Consider the following 18,313-nt stretch of genomic DNA (forward strand, 5'->3'; position numbering starts at 1 on the left):
GCGTTTGAGGACAACGCGGCGAAGCCGTGTTGCGGGGTCTGGGGCGAAGCCCCAGTTTCGGGAAGGGGCGGGTAGGGGAAAAGCCCACCGCCCCGCGATCAGTCGTTCGCAACCACCGGATACCGCGGCGTCCCCTCCGCCATCTGGCGAAGAGCGTCCTTGCGGTCCCGCTTCGAGAGGCGGTCGATGTAGAGGCGGCCGTAGAGGTGATCCGTCTCATGCTGGAGGCAGCGCGCGAAATAGCCCGTGCCCTCGACAGCGATGGGGTTCCCCTTGGCGTCCTGGCCGCGGACGACCGCGTAGTCCGGGCGGGCCAGCGACGCGTAGGCGGTGGGGACGGACAGGCAGCCCTCGTTGGAGTCGTCGAGGACGCGGCGGTCGGCCGGGAGCTCGTCGAGGACGGGGTTGCAGATGGCGCCCACGTGCCGGACACCCTCGTCGTCCATGCAGTCGTAGACGAAGACCTTGAGGTCGACACCGATCTGGTTGGCGGCCAGGCCCACGCCCTCGGCGGTGCGCTGGCTGGCGAACATGTCGTCGATGAGCTGCGCGAGCTCGTCGTCGAACTCGGTGACGTCCTTGCACTCCTTGTGCAGCACGGGGTTTCCGACGACGGTGATCGGGCGGGACGTGCCGCGCTCACGGTGCGCGAGCTCGCGCTCCTCGCAGTCCTCGGTGTCCACGGTGAACTCGTCGTTCACCGGCTGCTGAGTCTCTTGCTGCGCCATTCCGCCGTTACGCCTCTCTCACAACCCGAAAAAATGATGCCTGTACAGTGTAAGGGAGCCATGGGGCGCCCTCAGCAGACTTCCTCGAGATCGCGCCACTCACGCGTGTCCGGGCTGTCGGCGACCCAGCCGTCGAGCAGGCCCCGGACAAGCCCGGCGGGGGCGGCGATGCCGCATTCGCGCTCGGGCACCCAGAGCGAACCGGAGCCGGCCGTGCGGTGGCCCAGCGGGCCGGGGTGGCCCGGCTCGCTGTGGTCGTGCGGGTCGAGGTGCTCGCCGTCGCCCTCGTCGCTGGGCATCCGGCTCTCGGAGCAGGTGCGGCACAGCAGCCGCACGCTGGAGGACCAGTCCTCGGCGGCGAATCCGGCGTCGGCGGCGAGCCGCTCCAGCGCGTCCCGGTCGGCCTCGGTGGCGGCCTCCAGGAGGACCACCCAGGTCGGCACGGGCGAGGGTGCCCACAGCTCGATCTCGTCGAAGACGGGGTAGGAGGGCCCGGCCGCGGTGACCCGCTCGCCGTGCGGGACGCCGTCGTGCAGCACGACCTCGCCCCAGCGGCGCCCGGACGAGGGCAGCGGGATGGAGAGGACCTCCATCCGGGCCGGGTCGAGCCGGCGGCCCCAGACGACCTCGGCCTCGCCCTCCGGCGAGAGCCGTACCGCCGCGCTGCCGAGCTCCATGCCCACCGGCTCACCGGCGGGGGCGGCCTCGCCGGGCACCCGCAGGCCGTACGCCTGCCAGGCGCGGCGGGCCAGCGGCCAGTCCTGGAGGGCGGTGGCGGCGATGCCCACGTTCCACCAGTCGGGGGCGCCCGCCTCACGGTCCAGCAGGGCGACGGCCCGCAGCCCCGCGGCGCGGGCCTGCTCCCAGTCGTGCCGGAACTTGTGCAGCAGGGCGAGGTTGAACCACGACTCGGACAGCCACGGCTCCATGTCGGCGGCACGGGTCAGCAGTGCGCCCGCGTCCTCGTACCGGCCGTCGCCGATCAAAGTGAAAGCACGGTCGGTGGCCTGCCGCCACGAGGCGGAAGGCCGATGCCGTACCTTGCCGAAGATCCTCACGATTCCCGCCTGCCGGTTTCTGCGTGCGACCACGCCGGATGACCCAGGTGACGGCCGCCGTCCTCCCTGACGACAACCTGCCACATCTCTCTTGCTCCGGGAAGCTGCGCCCGCCACTCCTCGATGGCGACGCGCGCGGCACCCCCCGTAGTCCGCGCTCTGTGTGCCGTTTTCTTCTCTTCGCATCCAACCATGCCCCTTTGGACGCCCGCTCATTACCCGTGGGTTCAGCGACCGCACGCGCTCCGGCGGGAGTCCTACGCCCTGGGGGGCGGGGTCCGGGGTGGGCAGGGGGCCCGCGCCAGCACCCGGGCCAGGGCCTCCACGACCTGTGGATCGTGGTCGTGGGCCGTGGCGAGCCGCAGCCGCTCCAGGGCGCGCAGCGGGCCGCAGGCGGCGACGCCCGCGAGGTCGTCGTAGGCGTTGGCCGTGCGGACGATCCGGGCGGTGAGCGGCTGCTCACGGAACGGGTCGGCCTGGCGCTCCACGACCACCGCGACCTCGGCGGGCACCCCGGTCTGCCGCACGACCGCGCCGCCCAGCAGGGCGATGCGGCGGCGCTCGGCGGGCGGCAGGAGCTCGGTCGCCCCGGCGGGCACGGGGTCGAGCAGCGAGAGCTGGCCGATGTCGTGCATCAGCGCCGCGTACTCCACCACGGTGAGATCCGTCTCGGCGAGGCCGAGCTCGCGCCCGGTGGCCCGGCTGAGCGCGGCCACGCGGCGGGCGTGTCCGGCCGGGGTGTGCCCGGCGATCTCCGTGGTGCGCGCCAGGGAGGCGATGGTCTGGTGACAGGTGGCGCGTACGGCGGTGTAGCGGCGGAAGGACAGCTGGGTGAGCAGCAGCGGCAGGCAGAAGACCGGCAGCGCCCAGAGCCCGGCGACGGCCACGGCGAGTGCCATGACCACGCCCGTCGCGCAGATCGCCGTGCCGATGCCGGGCAGGGCGCGCAGTTCGTCGCGCAGGGCCGGTCCGTACGGGCCGCCGGTGCGGGCCCGGGACAGCGCGGCGGCCAGCACGGCGTCACACAGGGCGGTCAGCGCGAGCAGGAGCAGCAGGAACGGCGCGTAGTACGGGCTGTGGCCGGGCCAGCGGTCGAGCGCGCCGGTGTTGTGCAGGGGCTGGAAGCAGACGGCGGCGAAGCCGGTGGTGAGCAGGCGGCGCGCGAGGTGGTCGCGCGCGGGCGGGCGGCCGAGGGCGCCGGCGAGCGTGGCGGCGAGGACGACGGCGACGACCTGGGCCGGGCCGTGCGTGGTGGGCTGCCCGCCGACCTCGCCGAGCAGGGCGTACGCGAGCGCCCCGGCGGCGCCGACGGGCGCGGTCTCGCGGGCCTCCGCCCCGGCGGTGGGGCGGCGCCGGACGGCCTCGCCGAGCGTGATCAACACGCCGTACGCGAGGGCGACTTGGGGCTGCGCCAGCCCCTGCCGGACGGTCCACGCGAGCGCTGCCACGGCGACGGCCGCGGCGGCGGTGTGCACCCAGCGGACGACCAGGGTGCCGTCCGGACCCGTCACCGCTGTCACTGGTGCCGCTGACGTCACTGATGTCGAATATGCGATCATCCCTCGCCGCCGTGAAGGGTCGCTCCGGTGACCGAATCCCTCACAGAAGGGACGTTTCCGCTGGGCAGAATTATGCATTCCGTGAGCAGGGAGCCCTCCGAAGTGACGGCCGGGTGCCAGCCGTACCGGTCGAGCGCGGTCTCCAGCGCGTCGACCATGTGCGGGTCGAACTGGGTGCCGGAGCAGCGGTGCAGCTCCGCCATCGCGACCGCGACGGGCCGGGCGCGGCTGTAACTGCGGGTGGAGGTCATAGCGTCGAAGGCGTCGGCGACGGCGACGATCCGCGCGAACTGCGGGATCTGCCGGCCGCTGAGCCCGTACGGATAGCCGCTGCCGTCCAGCCGCTCGTGGTGGTGGAGGATCGCCGCGCGCGCCTCGTTCAGGAAGCCGATGCCGCGGACCATCTCGTGCCCGTACTCGGGGTGGAGCTCGATGACGCGCCGCTCCTCGGGTGTCAGGGGGCCGTCCTTGCGCAACAGCCGGGTGGGGATGCCGAGTTTGCCGATGTCGTGCAGGATGCCCGCGAAACGCAGCGCCTCCAGCCGCTCCCCCGCCAGGCCCAGCTCGCGGGCGATCAGCACGGACGCGCGGCCGACGCGCTCGCTGTGGCCGCGGGTGTAGCGGTCCTTGAGGTCGACGGCCTGCACCAGGGCCCGGATCGTGGCCTGGTGGGCGGCGCGCTCCCGCTCGTAGCGGTCCAGGAACCAGGACGAGACGGACATCGGCAGCAGGACGAGCAGGGCGGCCAGCGGCCCGTACGCGCTGCGCCAGAGCACCGCCGTCATCAGGCCCGTCGGCCCGTGCACCAGCGCGGGCAGCAGCGGGCCCGGCAGCGGGCCGCACCAGGCGGCCCGCGGCGAGCGGCCCTCCGCGGTGAACCGGATGACGCCGTCGAGGACGGCGGTGACGAGGCAGAAGGCGAGCGCGGCCGCGAGGGCGGGCCCCAGCGCCACCGTGAACGCGGCACCGGCGGGGGCCGTGCGGGCGAAGACGTACGAGGCGGCGCACGCGGCGAGCGACAGCTGGGCGGCGTGCCACCAGCGCCGCACCCACACCGGGCGCTGCTCGACGCGGCCCGCGAGCGCGCCGGGCACGGCGACGAGCGCGGCGGCGGCCGGGGGCAGCAGGAACGCCCCGGCGAGCAGGACAGGGAGCGTCAGCGTGCGGCGGGGCAGCCGCTCACAGACCGCGCAGACCGCGGCGAGCAGGGCGATCGCGGCCCAGGGGGCCGCGCTTCCGGCCCGCACGGCGGGCGCGGCGCACAGGGCCGCGGCGACCACGGCACAGGCGACACAGGCGCGTGCCACCGCCGGAAGTGCCCACATGGCGTGTCCTCCCCGTCCCGTACGAAGCGGGCCAGCTTGCCGTCAGGAAGGGGAGAATAGGCTGAGGGGACGCCCGGGAACGGCGCATTCGGGTATTACCCCGGCCGAACCGACCGGTTGCACACCTTCGGGTGATGTTCCCCCGGGAGGGCGTTTGCTCCGGGGACGGCGCCGGGTGAAAGGGCGCGGCCCGGGAGGCGGGAGCGCGCGGCTCAGTCCTGCGCGAGCCTGCCCGCCGCGTCCGCCGACCTGGCGGCCTCGGCCGCCCTGGCCTCGGCCACCACGTCGTGGTCCGGCACCGACTGTCCGGAGCGGATCAGCTCGATGCGGCCCATGACCTTGGAGCGGAGGTCGGCGGGGACGTCGTCGTGGCCGCAGCAGCGCTTGACGAGCTTCTTCACCGCCTGCTCAAGGCCGTACTTCTCCAGGCAGGGGGAGCACTCGTCGATGTGCACCTCGAACTTGGCGCAGTCGCCGTCGGGCATCTCGTGGTCGAGGAACTCGTAGAGATGGTCGAGGACTTCAGAGCAGTCCGTCTCGTGCGGGTCTCCGCAGCTCATGAGTCCGAGCCTTTCCGATTGTGCGACTCGTCGGAACCGTTCGGCGCCGGGGCCGTACCCGCCGGGACCAGGCCGCGCTCGCGGGCGTAATCCTCCAGCATTCCGCGCAGCTGGCGGCGGCCCCGGTGCAGCCGGGACATGACCGTGCCGATGGGCGTACCCATGATGTCCGCGATCTCCTTGTAGGCAAAGCCCTCCACATCCGCGAGATAGACCGCTATGCGGAATTCCTCGGGAATGGCCTGAAGGGCCTCCTTGACATCGGAGTCCGGGAGGTGGTCCAGGGCCTGGGACTCGGCCGAGCGCAGGCCGGTCGACATGTGCGACTCGGCGCGGGCGAGCTGCCAGTCCTCGATCTCCTCCGACGCGCTGCGCAGGGGCTCACGCTGCTTCTTGCGGTAGGAGTTGATGAACGTATTGGTCAGGATGCGGTACAGCCACGCCTTGAGGTTCGTACCGTCGCGGAACTGATGGAAGGAGGCGTACGCCTTCGCATACGTCTCCTGGACCAGGTCCTCCGCGTCAGCGGGGTTGCGCGTCATGCGCAGGGCGGCCGAGTACATCTGGTCGAGGAAGGTCAGCGCGTCCCGCTCGAAGCGGGCGTTGCGCTCGGCGGCGCTTTCGGCGCCGACGACGCCGTCATCGGTCCCCTCGTCGGTCCCAGCGACCGGACCCACCTCCTCCGACACCCTGGCGGAACCGGAAACGGACCCGCTCGAATCGGAGAATAGACGACGATCCGGCCCGTCCGCCGCTCCAGGAGAAGCGGGCTGCGCCACATGCAGCGCCGACCACCCCAGGTCAGCCGTCTGCGGGCGGGACAGGCATGCGGTCGAACCCATGCTGCGAGCTCCCATTCCTCTGTCGTGCCAGTGCGTGGTGACGTTGTGCACAACAGCGGTGCCCGGCCGCGCATTCCCGGTCAGCGGGACGTGATCGAACAGCGGCCGAACGGGTCAGCCGGGCAGCCCCGCGAGCCACTCGGCGACCGCCTCGGTGATCACCGCGAGGGCGCCGTCCTGGCCGATGGCCGCCTTCTTCGGCACGGCGAAGCCGTGGTCGCCGTCCGGCACCGGGACCAGTCGCGCGCCCGGCGGGAATTCCTCGGGACGGCCGAAGGGGTCCTTCGCGCCCTGGACGACGAGGGTGGGCAGGCCGGCGCCCGTCAGTTCCTCCGCGCGGGACTTCTCCGGCTTGCCCGGCGGGTGCAGCGGGAAGCTCAGCGCGAGGACGGCGACGGCGCCCAGCTCCCTCGCCGTACGGCAGGCGACGCGCGCGCCGGCGCTGCGCCCACCCGCGACGACCGGCCCGCCGCGCCCCGCGATCGCCGGCCACAGCGCCGTCCACGCGGCGTCGAGCGTCTTCGGCGCCGGGGCGACCTTCTTCCCGGCGACGCGCCAGGGCTGCTCCACGAGGGCGACGGTGATGCCTCGCTCCGGCAGGGTGGCGGCGAGTGCTTGGAGGTCCCGCGCTTCCACGCCGCCGCCGGCGCCGTGGCCGAGGGCGAGGGTTCGTGTGGGGGTCTTGGCTTCGAACCAGTGGATTCTGGCGGGGCCGGTGGGGGTGGCGGTGGTTTCGATCACGGGTCCATAGTGCCGTGGGGGTGGGGCGGTTTTTGTTCCCCAGCCCCGCCCCTTCCCGAAACTGGGGCGCGTGCCCCAGACCCCCGAGTGCGGGTCCGTTGCCGCCTGCGGCGGGAGCGCACTGCTGGGGGTCCCCCCGGACGAAGTCTGGGGGAGCGTCCTCAATCGCCGGACAGGCTGAATGTGCTGGTTACGGTCCGCACCATCCAGCCCGTCCGGCGATTGAGGACACCGCGCGAAGCGCGGTCCGGGGTCTGGGGCGCAGCCCCAGTTCGGGAAGGGGCGGGGCTGGGGAAAGAAAAACCCCGCTCAGAACAGCGTCGATTCCTCCGGCGCCGGCAGTTCATCGAGAAGCTCCGGCCCGTTGTTACGGACATCGCTCACCGAAGTCCGCACCGGATAAGCCCGTACGGACGTCCCCGCCCCGGTCAGCACCCCCCGCAGCACCTCCGCATCCGTACACGACGGATCCAGCCAAGCCCCCCACAGATCCCGCGGCAGAGCCACCGGCATCCGCGGATGGATCTCCGCCAGAGACCGCGGTCCTTCCTCACCCGCGTCGGCGAAGGGCGAAGCCGAAGCCTCCGTCGTGATCACCGTGCACGTCGCCCACCACGCCTGCGGATGGTCGGCGGGCAGCGTCGGGTCGCGCCAGAACTCGTACAGCCCGGCCATCGCCAGGACCGAGCCGTCCACCGGGGTCACGAAATACGGCTGCTTGCGGGGGCGCTTGCGGCGGCCGCGCTCCTCCAGCTCGCGCTCGGCGGCGCCGGTGACCCACTCGTAGTAGCCGTCGGCGGGTATCAGGCAGCGGCGCGAGGCGAAGGCCCGCCGGTAGGACGGCTTCTCGTGGACCGTCTCCGCCCGCGCGTTGATCATCTTCGCGGCGCCCTCGGGCGATTTCGCCCAGGATGGAACCAATCCCCACCGCAGTGACCGGAGCTGGCGAACCGGACCGCGTTCCCTGGCGTCTTTCAGAGGACGTTCGAGCACCACGTGGACGCTCTTCGTCGGCGCGACGTTCCAGTCCGGGGCGAGCGCCTCCGCCGGTTCCCACTTCTCGACGCCGAAGAGCCCCACGAGATCCTCGGGACTCCGGCTCGCCGCATATCGACCACACATGTTCGCCAGCCTGTCACGGACCCCCGAGGAGCCGCGCACAAATGGACAGCACCAACGCCACCGCCCTGTGGGACCGGGTGGTCGGGACCCAGCCCGACCCCACGCTGTGGCTGGTGGTCGCCACCGGGGTCGTCGCGCTCGCGGCGGTCGTCCCGCGCCGGGTCTGGCTGATCACCCGCAACGCGATAACCATCGCCCACGAGGGCGGGCACGGCCTCGTGGCCCTGCTCAGCGGCCGCCGCCTGGACGGCATCCGGCTGCACTCCGACACCTCCGGCCTCACCGTCTCCCGGGGCAGGCCCACCGGTCTCGGCATGATCCTCACCGCCGCCGCCGGCTACACCGCCCCCTCGCTGCTCGGCCTCGGCGGCGCCGCTCTGCTCGCCTCCGGGCACATCACGGCCCTGCTGTGGGGTGCCACGGCGCTGCTCGCCGCGCTGCTGGTGATGGTCCGCAACGCCTTCGGCGTGCTGACCGTGGTGCTGACCGGCGCCGCCTTCGTCCTGGTCTCCTGGCTCGCGGGCCCGGCGGTGCAGGCGCTGTTCGCGTACGGGGTCGTCTGGTTCATGCTGCTCGGCGGCGTCCGGCCGGCCTTCGAGCTCCAGGCCAAGCGGCGGCACGGTCACGCGGGCGACTCCGACGCCGACCAGCTCGCCCGCCTCACGAACGTGCCCCCGCTCGTCTGGCTGCTCTTCTTCCACGTCGTCTCGCTCTGCGCGCTGACCGGCGGGGGCCGCTGGCTGCTCGGGCTGTGACCCGGTACGAGCCACTAAGGTAAAGACATGACCGAGAGCCCTGCGCACACCGACCTCTGGCCTGCCCCCCTCGCGAGCGGGGCCGTCGACGCGACCGTCACCGTGCCGGGATCGAAATCGGTCACCAACCGCGCGCTGGTCCTCGCGGCGCTCGCCGCCGAGCCCGGCTGGGTCCGCCGGCCGCTGCGCTCGCGGGACACCCTGCTGATGGCCGAGGCACTGCGCGCCATGGGCGTGGGCATCGAGGAGACCGTCTCGTCGTCCTCCACGGGCGCCGGTTCCGGCGAGGCGTGGCGGGTGATCCCCGCGCGGCTGCACGGCCCGGCCACCGTCGACGTCGGCAACGCCGGCACGGTCATGCGCTTCCTGCCGCCCGTGGCGGCCCTCGCCGACGGCCCGATCCGCTTCGACGGCGACCCGCGCAGCTACGAGCGGCCGCTGCACGGCGTGATCGACGCGCTGCGCGCCCTGGGCGCCCGCATCGACGACGACCAGCGCGGCGCGCTGCCGCTGACCGTGCACGGCGGCGGGGCGCTGGACGGCGGGACGGTCGAGATCGACGCGTCCTCGTCCTCGCAGTTCGTCAGCGCCCTGCTGCTGTCCGCGCCGCGCTTCAACCAGGGCGTCGAGGTGCGGCACACCGGTGCCGTCCTGCCGTCGATGCCGCACATCCGGATGACCGTGGACATGCTGCGCATGGCGGGCGCCCAGGTCGACACCCCGGAGTCGGGCGGCGAGGCCGATGTCTGGCGGGTCTCCCCCAGCGCGCTGCTGGGCCGCGACCTCGTCGTGGAGCCCGATCTGTCCAACGCGGCGCCGTTCCTGGCGGCGGCCCTGGTCACCGGCGGCCGGGTCACCATCCCCGACTGGCCCGAGCGCACCACCCAGCCCGGTGACGCGCTGCGCGAGATCTTCACCGCCATGGGCGGCGGCTGCGAGCTGTCCGACGCGGGCCTGACCTTCACCGGCACCGGCCGCATCACCGGCATCGAGGCCGACCTGCACGAGGTCGGCGAGCTGACCCCGGTGATCGCGGCGGTCGCGGCGCTCGCCGACTCCGAGTCCGTCCTGAGCGGCATCGCGCACCTGCGGCTGCACGAGACGGACCGGCTGGCCGCGCTCGCCAAGGAGATCAACGAGCTCGGCGGCGACGTCACCGAGACCGAGGACGGCCTGCGCATCCGCCCGCGCCCGCTGCACGGCGGTGTCTTCCACACCTACGAGGACCACCGGCTGGCCACCGCGGCGGCCGTGATCGGCCTCGCCGTCGACGGCGTCCAGGTGGAGAACGTCGCGACGACCGCCAAGACCCTGCCGGACTTCCCGGAGCTGTGGGCCGGGATGCTGGGGCCCGTCGCGGGGGCGACGACGGTGTCGAGAGTCTGAGAAGAGCGGAAGAGCACCATGCGCCGCTACGGCAAGAACCCCGACGAGGACGACATCCGCGTCCGCCCCAACCGCAAGGGCAACCGGCCCCGCACCAACATCCGCCCGAAGCACGAGGACGCCGCCGAGGGCTTCGTCCTCACCGTCGACCGGGGCCGGCTCCACGTCCTCGTCGAGGACCGCACCATCATCGCGATGAAGGCGCGTGAGCTGGGGCGCAAGGGGGCCGTGGTCGGGGACCGCGTCGCGGTGGTCGGTGACCTCAGCGGCGCCAAGGACACCCTCGCGCGGATCGTCCGGGTCGAGGAGCGCTCCTCGGTGCTGCGGCGCACGGCCGACGACGACGATCCCTTCGAGCGGGTCGTCGTCGCCAACGCCGACCAGCTCGCGATCGTCACCGCACTCGCCGACCCCGAGCCGCGCCCCCGCCTGATCGACCGCTGCCTGGTCGCGGCGTACGACGCGGGCCTGGAGCCGCTGCTCGTCCTGACGAAGTCGGACCTGGCCTCGCCGGACAAGCTGCTGGAGTCGTACGGCGCGCTGGGCGTGCCCCATGTGGTCACCAGCCGCGAGGAGCTGGCGAGCGGCGGGGCCGCCGAGCGGGTCCGGGAGCGGCTGACGGACCGGGTCACCGCCTTCGTCGGTCACTCCGGGGTCGGCAAGACCACGCTCGTCAACGCCCTGGTCGAACGGCAGCGGGCCACCGGTCACGTCAACGCCGTCACCGGCCGCGGCCGGCACACCACCACCTCGGCGCTGGCCCTGCCGCTGCCCGACGGCACCGGCTGGGTCATCGACACCCCGGGCGTGCGGTCCTTCGGCCTGCACCACGTGGACCCCTCCCGCGTCATCCTCGCCTTCCCCGACCTGGTGCCGGGCACCGAGGACTGCCCGCGCGCGTGCAGCCACGACGAGCCGGACTGCGCACTGGACCAATGGGTCGAGGACGGACACGCCGATCCGCAGCGCCTCTACTCCTTGCGACGGCTGCTTGCCACGAGGGAGCGGCGCGAAGGCGATTGATCGCCTACGTTTGCGAGTGACCGCCGATGGCAAGTGCAACAAGCACACCGGTACGGACGGCGGTCACGGAGACTCGGGAGGCAACTGATGGCGTGGCTGCTGGTCGTGGTCGCGGGCCTGCTGGAGACCGGCTTCGCCGTCTGTCTCAAGCTCTCGCACGGTTTCACGCGGCTGTGGCCGACGATCGCGTTCGCGTGCTTCGCACTCGGCAGCTTCGGGCTGCTGACCCTGTCCCTGAAGAAGCTCGACGTGGGCCCGGCGTACGCGGTGTGGACGGGCATCGGCGCGGCCGGCACGGCGATCTACGGCATGATCTTCCTCGGCGACCTGGTCTCGACGCTGAAGCTCGTGTCGATCGGCTTGGTGATCCTGGGCGTGATGGGCCTCCAGCTCTCCGGTTCGGCGCATTGAGCAGTCTGCTGCCCCTTACGCCGGGGTCCTCACCGTTGCCGAGTGCGGCTCTTGAACACCCTTCGGGTGTGTCCTCAATCTCCGGACGGGCTGATTCGCGCGCCCCGAAGCCGGGGCTTTGCCCCAGACCCCGCAACACGCTTCGCGCGTCGTCCTCAAGCTCCCCCAGCTACCTCCCCCAGACTCCGTCCGGGGGTCTGGGGGCTTGCCCCCAGTTCCGGGAAGGGGCGGGGCTGGGGAAAATGACACGCCACCTCCCCCACCGGCCGTTCCCCCTCGCACCGCGCACGCGCCCCCTCATCCAGCCCCGCGTACACCGGGCACCGCCCACGGAAAGCGCACCCGTCGAGTCGCAGCACAGGACTCGGCGGGTCCCCCGCCAGCAGAAGGCGCTCCCGGGACCGCTCCACCGCGGGGTCCGGCACCGGCACCGCCGACAGCAGCGCCTGCGTATAGGGGTGCCGGGGCCGCGCGAAGACCTCCTCCACGGGGCCCGATTCGACCGTGCGGCCGAGGTACATCACGCTGACCCGGTCCGCGATGTGCCGTACGACGGACAGGTCGTGGGAGACGAAGAGATAGGCGAGCCCGAGCTCGTCCTTGAGCGTGCGCAGCAGGTTGAGGACGCCCGCCTGCACGGACACGTCCAGCGCGGACACCGGCTCGTCCAGGACCAGCAGGCGCGGTTCCACGGCGAGGGCGCGCGCGATGCCGATCCGCTGCCGCTGGCCGCCCGAGAACTCGTGCGGGAAGCGCGCCGCGTGTGCTGCCTCCAGGCCGACCAGGCGCAGGAGTCCGGGGATCCGGCGGGCCACCGCGCCCCGGCCCACGCCCTGCGCGCGCAGGGGTTCGGCGACGATCTCGCCGACGGGCAGCCGGGGGTCGATGCTGGCCATGGGGTCCTGGAAGACGATCTGCACGGAGCCGCGCAGCTCCTTGACCTGACGCTTCGTCAAGTCCCGGGTGTTCCGCCCCAGCACCTCGATCTCGCCCGCCTCGGGGGCCGCCAGCCGGAGGATCTCCAGCAGGGTGGTGGACTTGCCGGACCCGGACTCGCCCACCAGCCCCAGCGTCTCGCCGCGCCGGATGTCGAGGTCCACCCCGTCGACCGCGTGGACGCTGCCGGCTCGCCGCCTGAACGCGGCTCCCTTGAGCAGGGGGAAGGTCTTGGTGAGGCCCTCGACGCGCAGGACGGCGGGGAGTTCGTCGCGGGGCGCCGTGGTGCGTGCGGGCGCGGGCCCGTCCACGGCGTAGACGTCGGTGGCGGTCAGGCCGCGGGCGGCGATCTCCGGGGCCTTCACGCAGGCCGCGCGGTGTTCCGGCGGGCCCGTGAGGGCGGGTTCGGCCGCCCGGCAGGTGTCGTCGGCGAGCGGGCAGCGGGGCGCGAACGCGCAGCCGCGCGGCAGCAGCCCCGGCTCGGGCGGCGCGCCCGGGACCGGGGTGAGCACCTGGGCGCCGGGCCGGGGCACGGCGCCCAGGAGTCCCATGGTGTACGGCATGCGGGGCGCGCCGAAGAGCTGGGCCGCGGGCGCGCTTTCCACGATCCGGCCCGCATACATCACGGCGACCCGGTCGGCCATGCCCGCGATCACGCCGAGGTCGTGGCTGACGAGCAGCAGGGCGGCGCCCGTCTCGCGCTGGGCGGTCCGCAGGACCTCCAGGATCTGTGCCTGCACGGTGACGTCGAGGGCGGTGGTGGGCTCGTCGGCGAGGATGACGTCGGGGTCGTTGGCGATGGCCATGGCGATCATCGCGCGCTGGCGCATGCCGCCGGAGAACTCGTGGGGGTAGGCGCGGGAGCGGTGTTCCGGGTCGGGGATGCCGACCAGGTCGAGGAGTTCGACGGCGCGGCGCCGGGCGTGCGCGCGGCCGACGTCCTGGTGGGTGCGTACGGCCTCGGCGATCTGGTCGCCGACGCGGTGGACCGGGGTGAGCGCGGAGAGCGGGTCCTGGAAGACCATGGCCATGCGGCGGCCGCGCAGCGCGGACAGCTCGCGGTCCCCCGCCCCGATCAGCTCGGTGCCGCCGGCCCGTACCGAGCCGCGGACGCGTGCCGTGCGGGGCAGCAGGCCCATGGCGGCGAGGGCGACGGTGGACTTGCCGGAGCCCGACTCGCCGACCAGGCCGAGGACTTCGCCGCGGCGCAGCGTGAGGTCGACGCCGCGCACGGCGGGCAGTTCCCCCGCGGGTCCTTCGAAGTCGACTCGCAGGTTCTCGACGGCGAGTGCGGGGGCTTCCGCGTCAGCGTGCGGCGCGGTCATGGGTGGTTCCCTTCCGGCGCCGGCGGCGCCTGTGCTGTCCCGAGGTGGGGTCCAGTGCGTCGCGCAGCCCGTCGCCGAGGAAGTTCACGGCGAGGACGAAGAGGACGAGCAGTCCCGCCGCGAAGAAGAACATCCACGGGTAGGTGACCGCCGCGTCGGAGCCGTCGGCGATGAGCGTGCCGAGGGAGACGTCGGGCGGCTGGACCCCGAACCCGAAGTACGACAGGCCGGTCTCACTCATCACCGCTCCGCCGACGGCGATGGTCGCGTCGACGATCAGGAAGGACGATACGTTCGGCAGGATGTGCCGGAAGATGATGCGCAGCGGGTGTACGCCCATGAGTTCGGCGGCGCGGACGAAGTCGCGCTCCTTGAGGGAGCGGGTCATCGACCGGACGACGCGGGCGGTGATCATCCAGCCGAAGACGGCGAGGAGCCCGACGAAGGCGAGCCAGCCGGTGTCGCGCAGCCGGGGCGAGACGATGGCGATGATCAGGAACGCGGGGAAGACCAGCAGCAGGTCGACGAAGAAGGTGACGAGCCGGTCGGTCCAGCCGCCGAAGTAGCCGGCGCAGGCGCCGACCAGGGAGGCGAGGACGGTCGCGAAGAGCGCCACCAGCAGCCCGATGAGCAGGGATTTCCGCAGTCCGTGCAGCACTTGGGCGTAGACGTCCTGCCCGATGCGGTTGGTGCCCCACCAGTGGTCCGCCGAGGGTGGCTGCCGCAGTGCGCTGTAGTCGATGTCCGTGTGGCTCCAGTGGGTGAGGTGGGGGCCGCCGAAGGCGAGCAGGAAGAGCAGCAGGAGGACGGCCGCGCCGATGACGGCGTTGCTGCTCGCGGCGAAGCGGCGCAGGGCGACGCGGGTCCGGCCGGCGGGTGCGGGTGCAGGTGCGGGCTCCGGCCGGACGGTGGCGTCGGGCGGGGTGGCGGTGGTCGTCATGGTGTTCCTAAGCGGTCCGGACGCGGGGGTCGAGCGCGGCGTGGAGCACGTCGGCCAGGAAGCCGGAGAGCAGCACCATCACGGCGGCGAACACGTTGACCGCGACCACGGAGTTGACGTCGCTCTTGCCGATGGCGTCGATGAACCAGGAGCCCATGCCGTGCCAGCCGAAGATCTTCTCCGTGAAGGCGGCGCCGGTGAACAGCGCGAGGAAGCCGTAGGCGAAGAACGTCGACATGGGGACGAGCGCCGTGCGCAGCCCGTGCTTGAGGACCGCCTTGCCGCGCGTCAGACCCTTGGCGCGGGCGGTGCGCAGGAAGTCGGAGCCGAGGACGTCGAGCATCGTGCCGCGCTGGTAGCGGCTGTACGCGGCGGCGGTGCCCAGGGCGATGGACAGGGTGGGCAGCAGCAGGTGGACGGCGCGGTCGCCGAGCAGGGTGGTGGTGGAGCCGGTGAGTCCGGGGGTCTTCTCGCCGGTGAAGGAGATGAGTTCGCTGCCCGCGCTCTGGTTGAGCTTCATCGCGCCGGTCTTGAGCAGTACGGCGAGGAGGAAGGTGGGCGTGGAGAGCAGCAGGAACGCGAAGAGGGTGACCGCCCGGTCGGAGAAGCGGTATTGCCGTACGGCTCCCCAGGCGCCCGCCAGGACGCCGGCCAGGGTGCCGAGTACGGTGCCCGCGAGGAGCAGCCGCAGGCTCACGCCGATCCGGCGCGCGAACTCCTCGCCCACGCTGCCGCTGTCGATGGTGCGGCCGAGGTCGCCGCGCACGGCGTGGGAGGCCCAGGTGGCGAAGCGGTCCATCAGCGGCGTGTGGTCGTTGATGCCGAGCGCGGTCAGCTGGGCCTCCACCGGCGAGGCGGGCGGCGGCGGTTGACGGCCCTCGAAGTAACCGCGCGGGGACAGCGCGAGCGAGGAGAGGACGTACGACAGGAAGACTGCCACGGCCAGGAGAACGGCGTAGTAGCCCAGCCGTTTGGTCAGGTAGGCGAGCACGGTGCGTGACGCTATCCGGCGGATTCGACGGCTCCGTTGCCCCGCGTGGCAGCAATGTGTCGGGTGGGATAAATGCACTGGCCCGGGGCTTCGCGGGCCTGTCGGCGGCTTCGCGACGTGCTTACGGTGACCGGACTCCGCCCAGCCGCCGTCCGCACCGCGCCGTGCGTACCGACGAGAGGAATTCCGTCATGCTCAAGGCCGTCAGAGCCGCCGCCGTCGCCGCCGCGACCGTCTCCGCCGCCCTGGTGCTCAGCTCCTGTGGCAGCGGTGGGGACGGCTCCTCCGACGACGACGGCGCGCGGGCGAAGGCGGCCCCCGCGGCCGGTGCGCAGGACCTCAATCCGCACCCGGTGGGCGACCTGAAGCAGGGCGGCGTCCACAAGGTGTCGATCGAGCAGTGGATCAATCAGTTCAACTCCAACCAGACGGACGGCACCCAGGGCGACGCCGCGTCGATCACCCAGCTCGTGGAGCCCGACCTCTTCACCCTCGACGCCAAGGGGGTGCCGCGGGCCAACCCGGATTTCCTGGAATCGGCCGAGGTGACCTCCACCGGCCCGCAGGTCGTCACCTACCGGCTGAACCCGAAGGCCAGGTGGTCCGACGGAAAGCCCTTGGGCGCCGATGACTTCGAGGCGCAGTGGAAGGCGCTCAACGGCACGGACGACCGCTTCCAGGTGGCGAGCACCAGCGGCTACGACCAGATCGGCAAGGTCGAGCGGGGCAAGGACGAGCACGAAGTGCGCGTCACCTTCAACACCCCGTTCGCCGACTGGCAGAGCCTCTTCGACCCGCTGCTGCCCGCCTCGCTCAACGCCACGCCGGACAGCTTCAACAAGGGCTGGACGGGCCGGATCCCGGTGACCGCGAACGCCTGGAGGATCGGCGGGTACGACAGGACGGCGAAGACCATCACCGCCGTGCCGGACCCGGCCTGGTGGGGCGAGAAGCCCAGGCTGGACAAGTACATCTTCTGGGCCATGGACGGCACCGCCAAGGTCGACGCCTACCTCAACAAGGAGATCGACGACACCAGCGCCGCGGCCCCCGAGGCGTACCAGCGGCTGAAGCGGGACAAGGACACCGACTTCCGCGTCGGCGCCCGCTGGGACCAGGTCACCCTCAGCCTCAACGGCGGCCGGGGCCCGCTCCAGGACATCAGGGTCCGCCAGGCAGTCACGCTCGGCGTGGACCGCGAGGCGCTCGCGAAGGTCGCGGGCAAGGACCTCCCCTTCCGCCCGCAGGTGGTCGGCAACCACTTCTTCATGCCGAACCAGGAGGGCTACCAGGACAACGCGGGCACCTTCGCCAAGCGCGACGTGGAGCGCGCGAAAAAGCTCCTGGAGGAGGCCGGCTGGCACCAGGAGGGCACCGCGGGTCCGCGTGCCAAGGACGGCAAGCCGCTGTCCCTGGAGTACGTCATGCCGGCCGACGCCGCCGGCCTCGCCGAGGACCAGGCCAAGCTCACCCAGCAGATGCTCGGCGAGATCGGCGTCAAGGTCGAGCTGCGCAAGGTGCCCGGTGACGACTACTTCGACAAGTACGTCCACCGCGGCAACTACGACCTGACGCAGTTCCGGCAGGTCGACCGGATCTACCGCTCCAGCTCCTACCAGGACTACCGCCTGCCGCAGGGCGCGAACTCCTTCGGCAACTACGGCCGCGTCAGCTCGCCCGAGGTCGACAGGCTGCTCGTGGAGGCGTCCCGGACCACCGACGCGAAGCGGCAGATCGCGCTCTACAACCAGGCCGACGCCAAGGTGTGGGAGCTCGGCCACTCCCTGCCGCTCTACCAGCGCCCGCAGATCATCGCCGTCCGCAAGGGTCTGGCCAACACCGGCGCGCCCGGCCTCGGCGACGAGAACCCCGCCCTCATCGGATGGCTCAAATAGTGCGCTCACCCTCCGTGGTGCGTTCCCCGTAGCTCAGAAGGGCGCGGACCAGACGGGCGACTTGTCCGGCCGCCTCCTCGTGCGAGGCGGCCGGGGCGAGCACGTAGGACAGCGTCAGCCGGACGGCCGCCTCGCAGGCCCACAGCACCGTCTCCGCACCGGGCCCCTGCCCCGCCCGCCCCAGGTCCGCCGTGACCGCGTGGGCCGTACGGTCGCGGATCCCGTCGGCCAGCGCCCAGGGCGTGGGGGTGCCGCGCGCCGGTGCGGGCCCGGACGGGCCGCGCGGGGCGGGCACCGCGGGGGCCGCGACGGCGGGCAGCCGCTCGCCGCGGCAGCCGGTCAGCGCGGCCCGTACGAGGGGGTTGGCGCGGGCCGTGCGCAGGATCCAGCCGGTCGCCGCGGCGCAGCGGTCACCGGCGTCGGCGGTGGGGCCCGCGTCGGCCAGGGCGCGCTCGACACCGGCGAGCAGGGCGTCCGCCTCGCGGCGCACCAGGGCGCGCGCGAGGCCGGCCTTGCTGCCGAATTCGTTGTAGAGCGTCTGCCGGGACACCCCGGCCGCGGCCGCGACGTCGACCATCCGGACCCCGCTCCAGGGCCGTCGGTCGAGCGCCGCGTAGGCCGCGTCCAGCAGGAGTTCTCGTGCCGCGGGCATCGTCGCCTCCCCGGCCGTGCGGCCGCACGGCGGTCGTGGCCACAGAATTGACGCGCGTCCGGAC

Annotated in this window: 17 protein-coding genes; 5 read left to right on the top strand and 12 right to left on the bottom strand. The window is 72.7% G+C overall.

The window, feature by feature from the left end:
* Positions 1 to 98: 98 nt before the first annotated feature.
* From def to ACFY1P_RS01840, 8 genes are all read right to left on the bottom strand, one after another.
* Positions 99 to 728 (bottom strand): peptide deformylase, encoded by a 630-nt coding sequence (gene def / locus ACFY1P_RS01805; RefSeq protein WP_361535538.1) that lies wholly within the window; start codon positions 726 to 728, stop codon positions 99 to 101.
* Between the two features lie 71 nt (positions 729 to 799).
* Complete coding sequence (locus ACFY1P_RS01810) at positions 800 to 1,786, bottom strand: hypothetical protein (RefSeq protein WP_116215906.1); 987 nt, start codon at positions 1,784 to 1,786, stop codon at positions 800 to 802.
* Between the two features lie 257 nt (positions 1,787 to 2,043).
* Positions 2,044 to 3,297, bottom strand: coding sequence for an HD-GYP domain-containing protein (locus tag ACFY1P_RS01815; RefSeq protein ID WP_390749340.1), 1,254 nt, complete (start codon positions 3,295 to 3,297; stop codon positions 2,044 to 2,046).
* Positions 3,298 to 3,341: 44 nt separating this feature from the next.
* Positions 3,342 to 4,670: an HD-GYP domain-containing protein gene (locus ACFY1P_RS01820; protein WP_390749341.1), complete on the bottom strand. Its 1,329-nt coding sequence runs from the start codon at positions 4,668 to 4,670 to the stop codon at positions 3,342 to 3,344.
* A 212-nt stretch (positions 4,671 to 4,882) separates the two neighbouring features.
* A complete protein-coding gene (rsrA, locus tag ACFY1P_RS01825; RefSeq protein ID WP_361531849.1) occupies positions 4,883 to 5,230 on the bottom strand; it encodes a mycothiol system anti-sigma-R factor in 348 nt (115 codons plus the stop codon).
* Positions 5,227 to 5,907, bottom strand: coding sequence for a sigma-70 family RNA polymerase sigma factor (locus ACFY1P_RS01830; protein ID WP_361531846.1), 681 nt, complete (start codon positions 5,905 to 5,907; stop codon positions 5,227 to 5,229). The genes rsrA and ACFY1P_RS01830 overlap by 4 nt, the downstream gene beginning before the upstream one ends.
* 279 nt (positions 5,908 to 6,186) lie before the next feature.
* Positions 6,187 to 6,813: an alpha/beta family hydrolase gene (locus ACFY1P_RS01835; protein ID WP_361531843.1), complete on the bottom strand. Its 627-nt coding sequence runs from the start codon at positions 6,811 to 6,813 to the stop codon at positions 6,187 to 6,189.
* A 309-nt stretch (positions 6,814 to 7,122) separates the two neighbouring features.
* Positions 7,123 to 7,935 carry an SOS response-associated peptidase gene (locus tag ACFY1P_RS01840; protein WP_361531840.1) on the bottom strand — a complete coding sequence of 271 codons (813 nt, stop codon included), beginning with the start codon at positions 7,933 to 7,935 and terminating at the stop codon, positions 7,123 to 7,125.
* Positions 7,936 to 7,976: 41 nt separating this feature from the next.
* Between ACFY1P_RS01840 and ACFY1P_RS01845 the strand changes: the two genes are divergently transcribed.
* From ACFY1P_RS01845 to ACFY1P_RS01860, 4 genes are all read left to right on the top strand, one after another.
* The gene (locus ACFY1P_RS01845; protein WP_390749342.1) at positions 7,977 to 8,690 is read left to right on the top strand and encodes a M50 family metallopeptidase; all 714 of its coding nucleotides are present in this window, start codon (positions 7,977 to 7,979) and stop codon (positions 8,688 to 8,690) included.
* Positions 8,691 to 8,717: 27 nt separating this feature from the next.
* Positions 8,718 to 10,076 (top strand): 3-phosphoshikimate 1-carboxyvinyltransferase, encoded by a 1,359-nt coding sequence (aroA, locus tag ACFY1P_RS01850; RefSeq protein WP_361531834.1) that lies wholly within the window; start codon positions 8,718 to 8,720, stop codon positions 10,074 to 10,076.
* Between the two features lie 18 nt (positions 10,077 to 10,094).
* Positions 10,095 to 11,099, top strand: coding sequence for a ribosome small subunit-dependent GTPase A (gene rsgA, locus ACFY1P_RS01855; protein ID WP_361531831.1), 1,005 nt, complete (start codon positions 10,095 to 10,097; stop codon positions 11,097 to 11,099).
* 87 nt (positions 11,100 to 11,186) lie between these two features.
* On the top strand, positions 11,187 to 11,510 hold the full coding sequence (locus ACFY1P_RS01860) for a multidrug efflux SMR transporter (protein ID WP_361531828.1): 324 nt from the start codon (positions 11,187 to 11,189) through the stop codon (positions 11,508 to 11,510).
* A gap of 155 nt (positions 11,511 to 11,665) precedes the next feature.
* Here the strand turns inward: ACFY1P_RS01860 and ACFY1P_RS01865 are convergent, their stop codons facing one another.
* Genes ACFY1P_RS01865 through ACFY1P_RS01875 form a run of 3 tightly spaced genes read right to left on the bottom strand, consistent with a single transcriptional unit; the run spans position 11,666 to position 15,702 of the window.
* Positions 11,666 to 13,771: a dipeptide ABC transporter ATP-binding protein gene (locus tag ACFY1P_RS01865; protein ID WP_390749343.1), complete on the bottom strand. Its 2,106-nt coding sequence runs from the start codon at positions 13,769 to 13,771 to the stop codon at positions 11,666 to 11,668.
* The gene (locus tag ACFY1P_RS01870; protein WP_390749344.1) at positions 13,752 to 14,711 is read right to left on the bottom strand and encodes an ABC transporter permease; all 960 of its coding nucleotides are present in this window, start codon (positions 14,709 to 14,711) and stop codon (positions 13,752 to 13,754) included. The genes ACFY1P_RS01865 and ACFY1P_RS01870 overlap by 20 nt, the downstream gene beginning before the upstream one ends.
* A gap of 7 nt (positions 14,712 to 14,718) precedes the next feature.
* Positions 14,719 to 15,702 carry an ABC transporter permease gene (locus ACFY1P_RS01875; RefSeq protein ID WP_390749345.1) on the bottom strand — a complete coding sequence of 328 codons (984 nt, stop codon included), beginning with the start codon at positions 15,700 to 15,702 and terminating at the stop codon, positions 14,719 to 14,721.
* Between the two features lie 191 nt (positions 15,703 to 15,893).
* On the opposite strand from ACFY1P_RS01875, the gene ACFY1P_RS01880 reads away from it, so the two are divergent.
* The gene (locus ACFY1P_RS01880) at positions 15,894 to 17,597 is read left to right on the top strand and encodes an ABC transporter family substrate-binding protein (protein WP_390749346.1); all 1,704 of its coding nucleotides are present in this window, start codon (positions 15,894 to 15,896) and stop codon (positions 17,595 to 17,597) included.
* Here ACFY1P_RS01880 and ACFY1P_RS01885 read toward each other — a convergent pair.
* On the bottom strand, positions 17,590 to 18,249 hold the full coding sequence (locus tag ACFY1P_RS01885; protein WP_390749347.1) for a TetR/AcrR family transcriptional regulator: 660 nt from the start codon (positions 18,247 to 18,249) through the stop codon (positions 17,590 to 17,592). The genes ACFY1P_RS01880 and ACFY1P_RS01885 overlap by 8 nt on opposite strands.
* Positions 18,250 to 18,313 lie beyond the last annotated feature (64 nt).

It is taken from the genome of Streptomyces sp. NPDC001407, from assembly GCF_042895325.1.
In the GTDB taxonomy this organism is placed as follows: Bacteria; Actinomycetota; Actinomycetes; order Streptomycetales; family Streptomycetaceae; genus Streptomyces.

Bases quoted from the DNA above. Each gene is read 5' to 3' on its own strand.
- def (WP_361535538.1), bottom strand. From the start codon at position 728: ATGGCGCAGCAAGAGACTCAGCAGCCGGTGAACGACGAGTTCACCGTG.
- ACFY1P_RS01820 (WP_390749341.1), bottom strand. From the start codon at position 4,670: ATGTGGGCACTTCCGGCGGTGGCACGCGCCTGTGTCGCCTGTGCCGTG.
- rsrA (WP_361531849.1), bottom strand. From the start codon at position 5,230: ATGAGCTGCGGAGACCCGCACGAGACGGACTGCTCTGAAGTCCTCGAC.
- ACFY1P_RS01840 (WP_361531840.1), bottom strand. From the start codon at position 7,935: ATGTGTGGTCGATATGCGGCGAGCCGGAGTCCCGAGGATCTCGTGGGG.
- ACFY1P_RS01845 (WP_390749342.1), top strand. From the start codon at position 7,977: ATGGACAGCACCAACGCCACCGCCCTGTGGGACCGGGTGGTCGGGACC.
- aroA (WP_361531834.1), top strand. From the start codon at position 8,718: ATGACCGAGAGCCCTGCGCACACCGACCTCTGGCCTGCCCCCCTCGCG.
- rsgA (WP_361531831.1), top strand. From the start codon at position 10,095: ATGCGCCGCTACGGCAAGAACCCCGACGAGGACGACATCCGCGTCCGC.
- ACFY1P_RS01860 (WP_361531828.1), top strand. From the start codon at position 11,187: ATGGCGTGGCTGCTGGTCGTGGTCGCGGGCCTGCTGGAGACCGGCTTC.
- ACFY1P_RS01865 (WP_390749343.1), bottom strand. From the start codon at position 13,771: ATGACCGCGCCGCACGCTGACGCGGAAGCCCCCGCACTCGCCGTCGAG.
- ACFY1P_RS01870 (WP_390749344.1), bottom strand. From the start codon at position 14,711: ATGACGACCACCGCCACCCCGCCCGACGCCACCGTCCGGCCGGAGCCC.
- ACFY1P_RS01880 (WP_390749346.1), top strand. From the start codon at position 15,894: ATGCTCAAGGCCGTCAGAGCCGCCGCCGTCGCCGCCGCGACCGTCTCC.
- ACFY1P_RS01885 (WP_390749347.1), bottom strand. From the start codon at position 18,249: ATGCCCGCGGCACGAGAACTCCTGCTGGACGCGGCCTACGCGGCGCTC.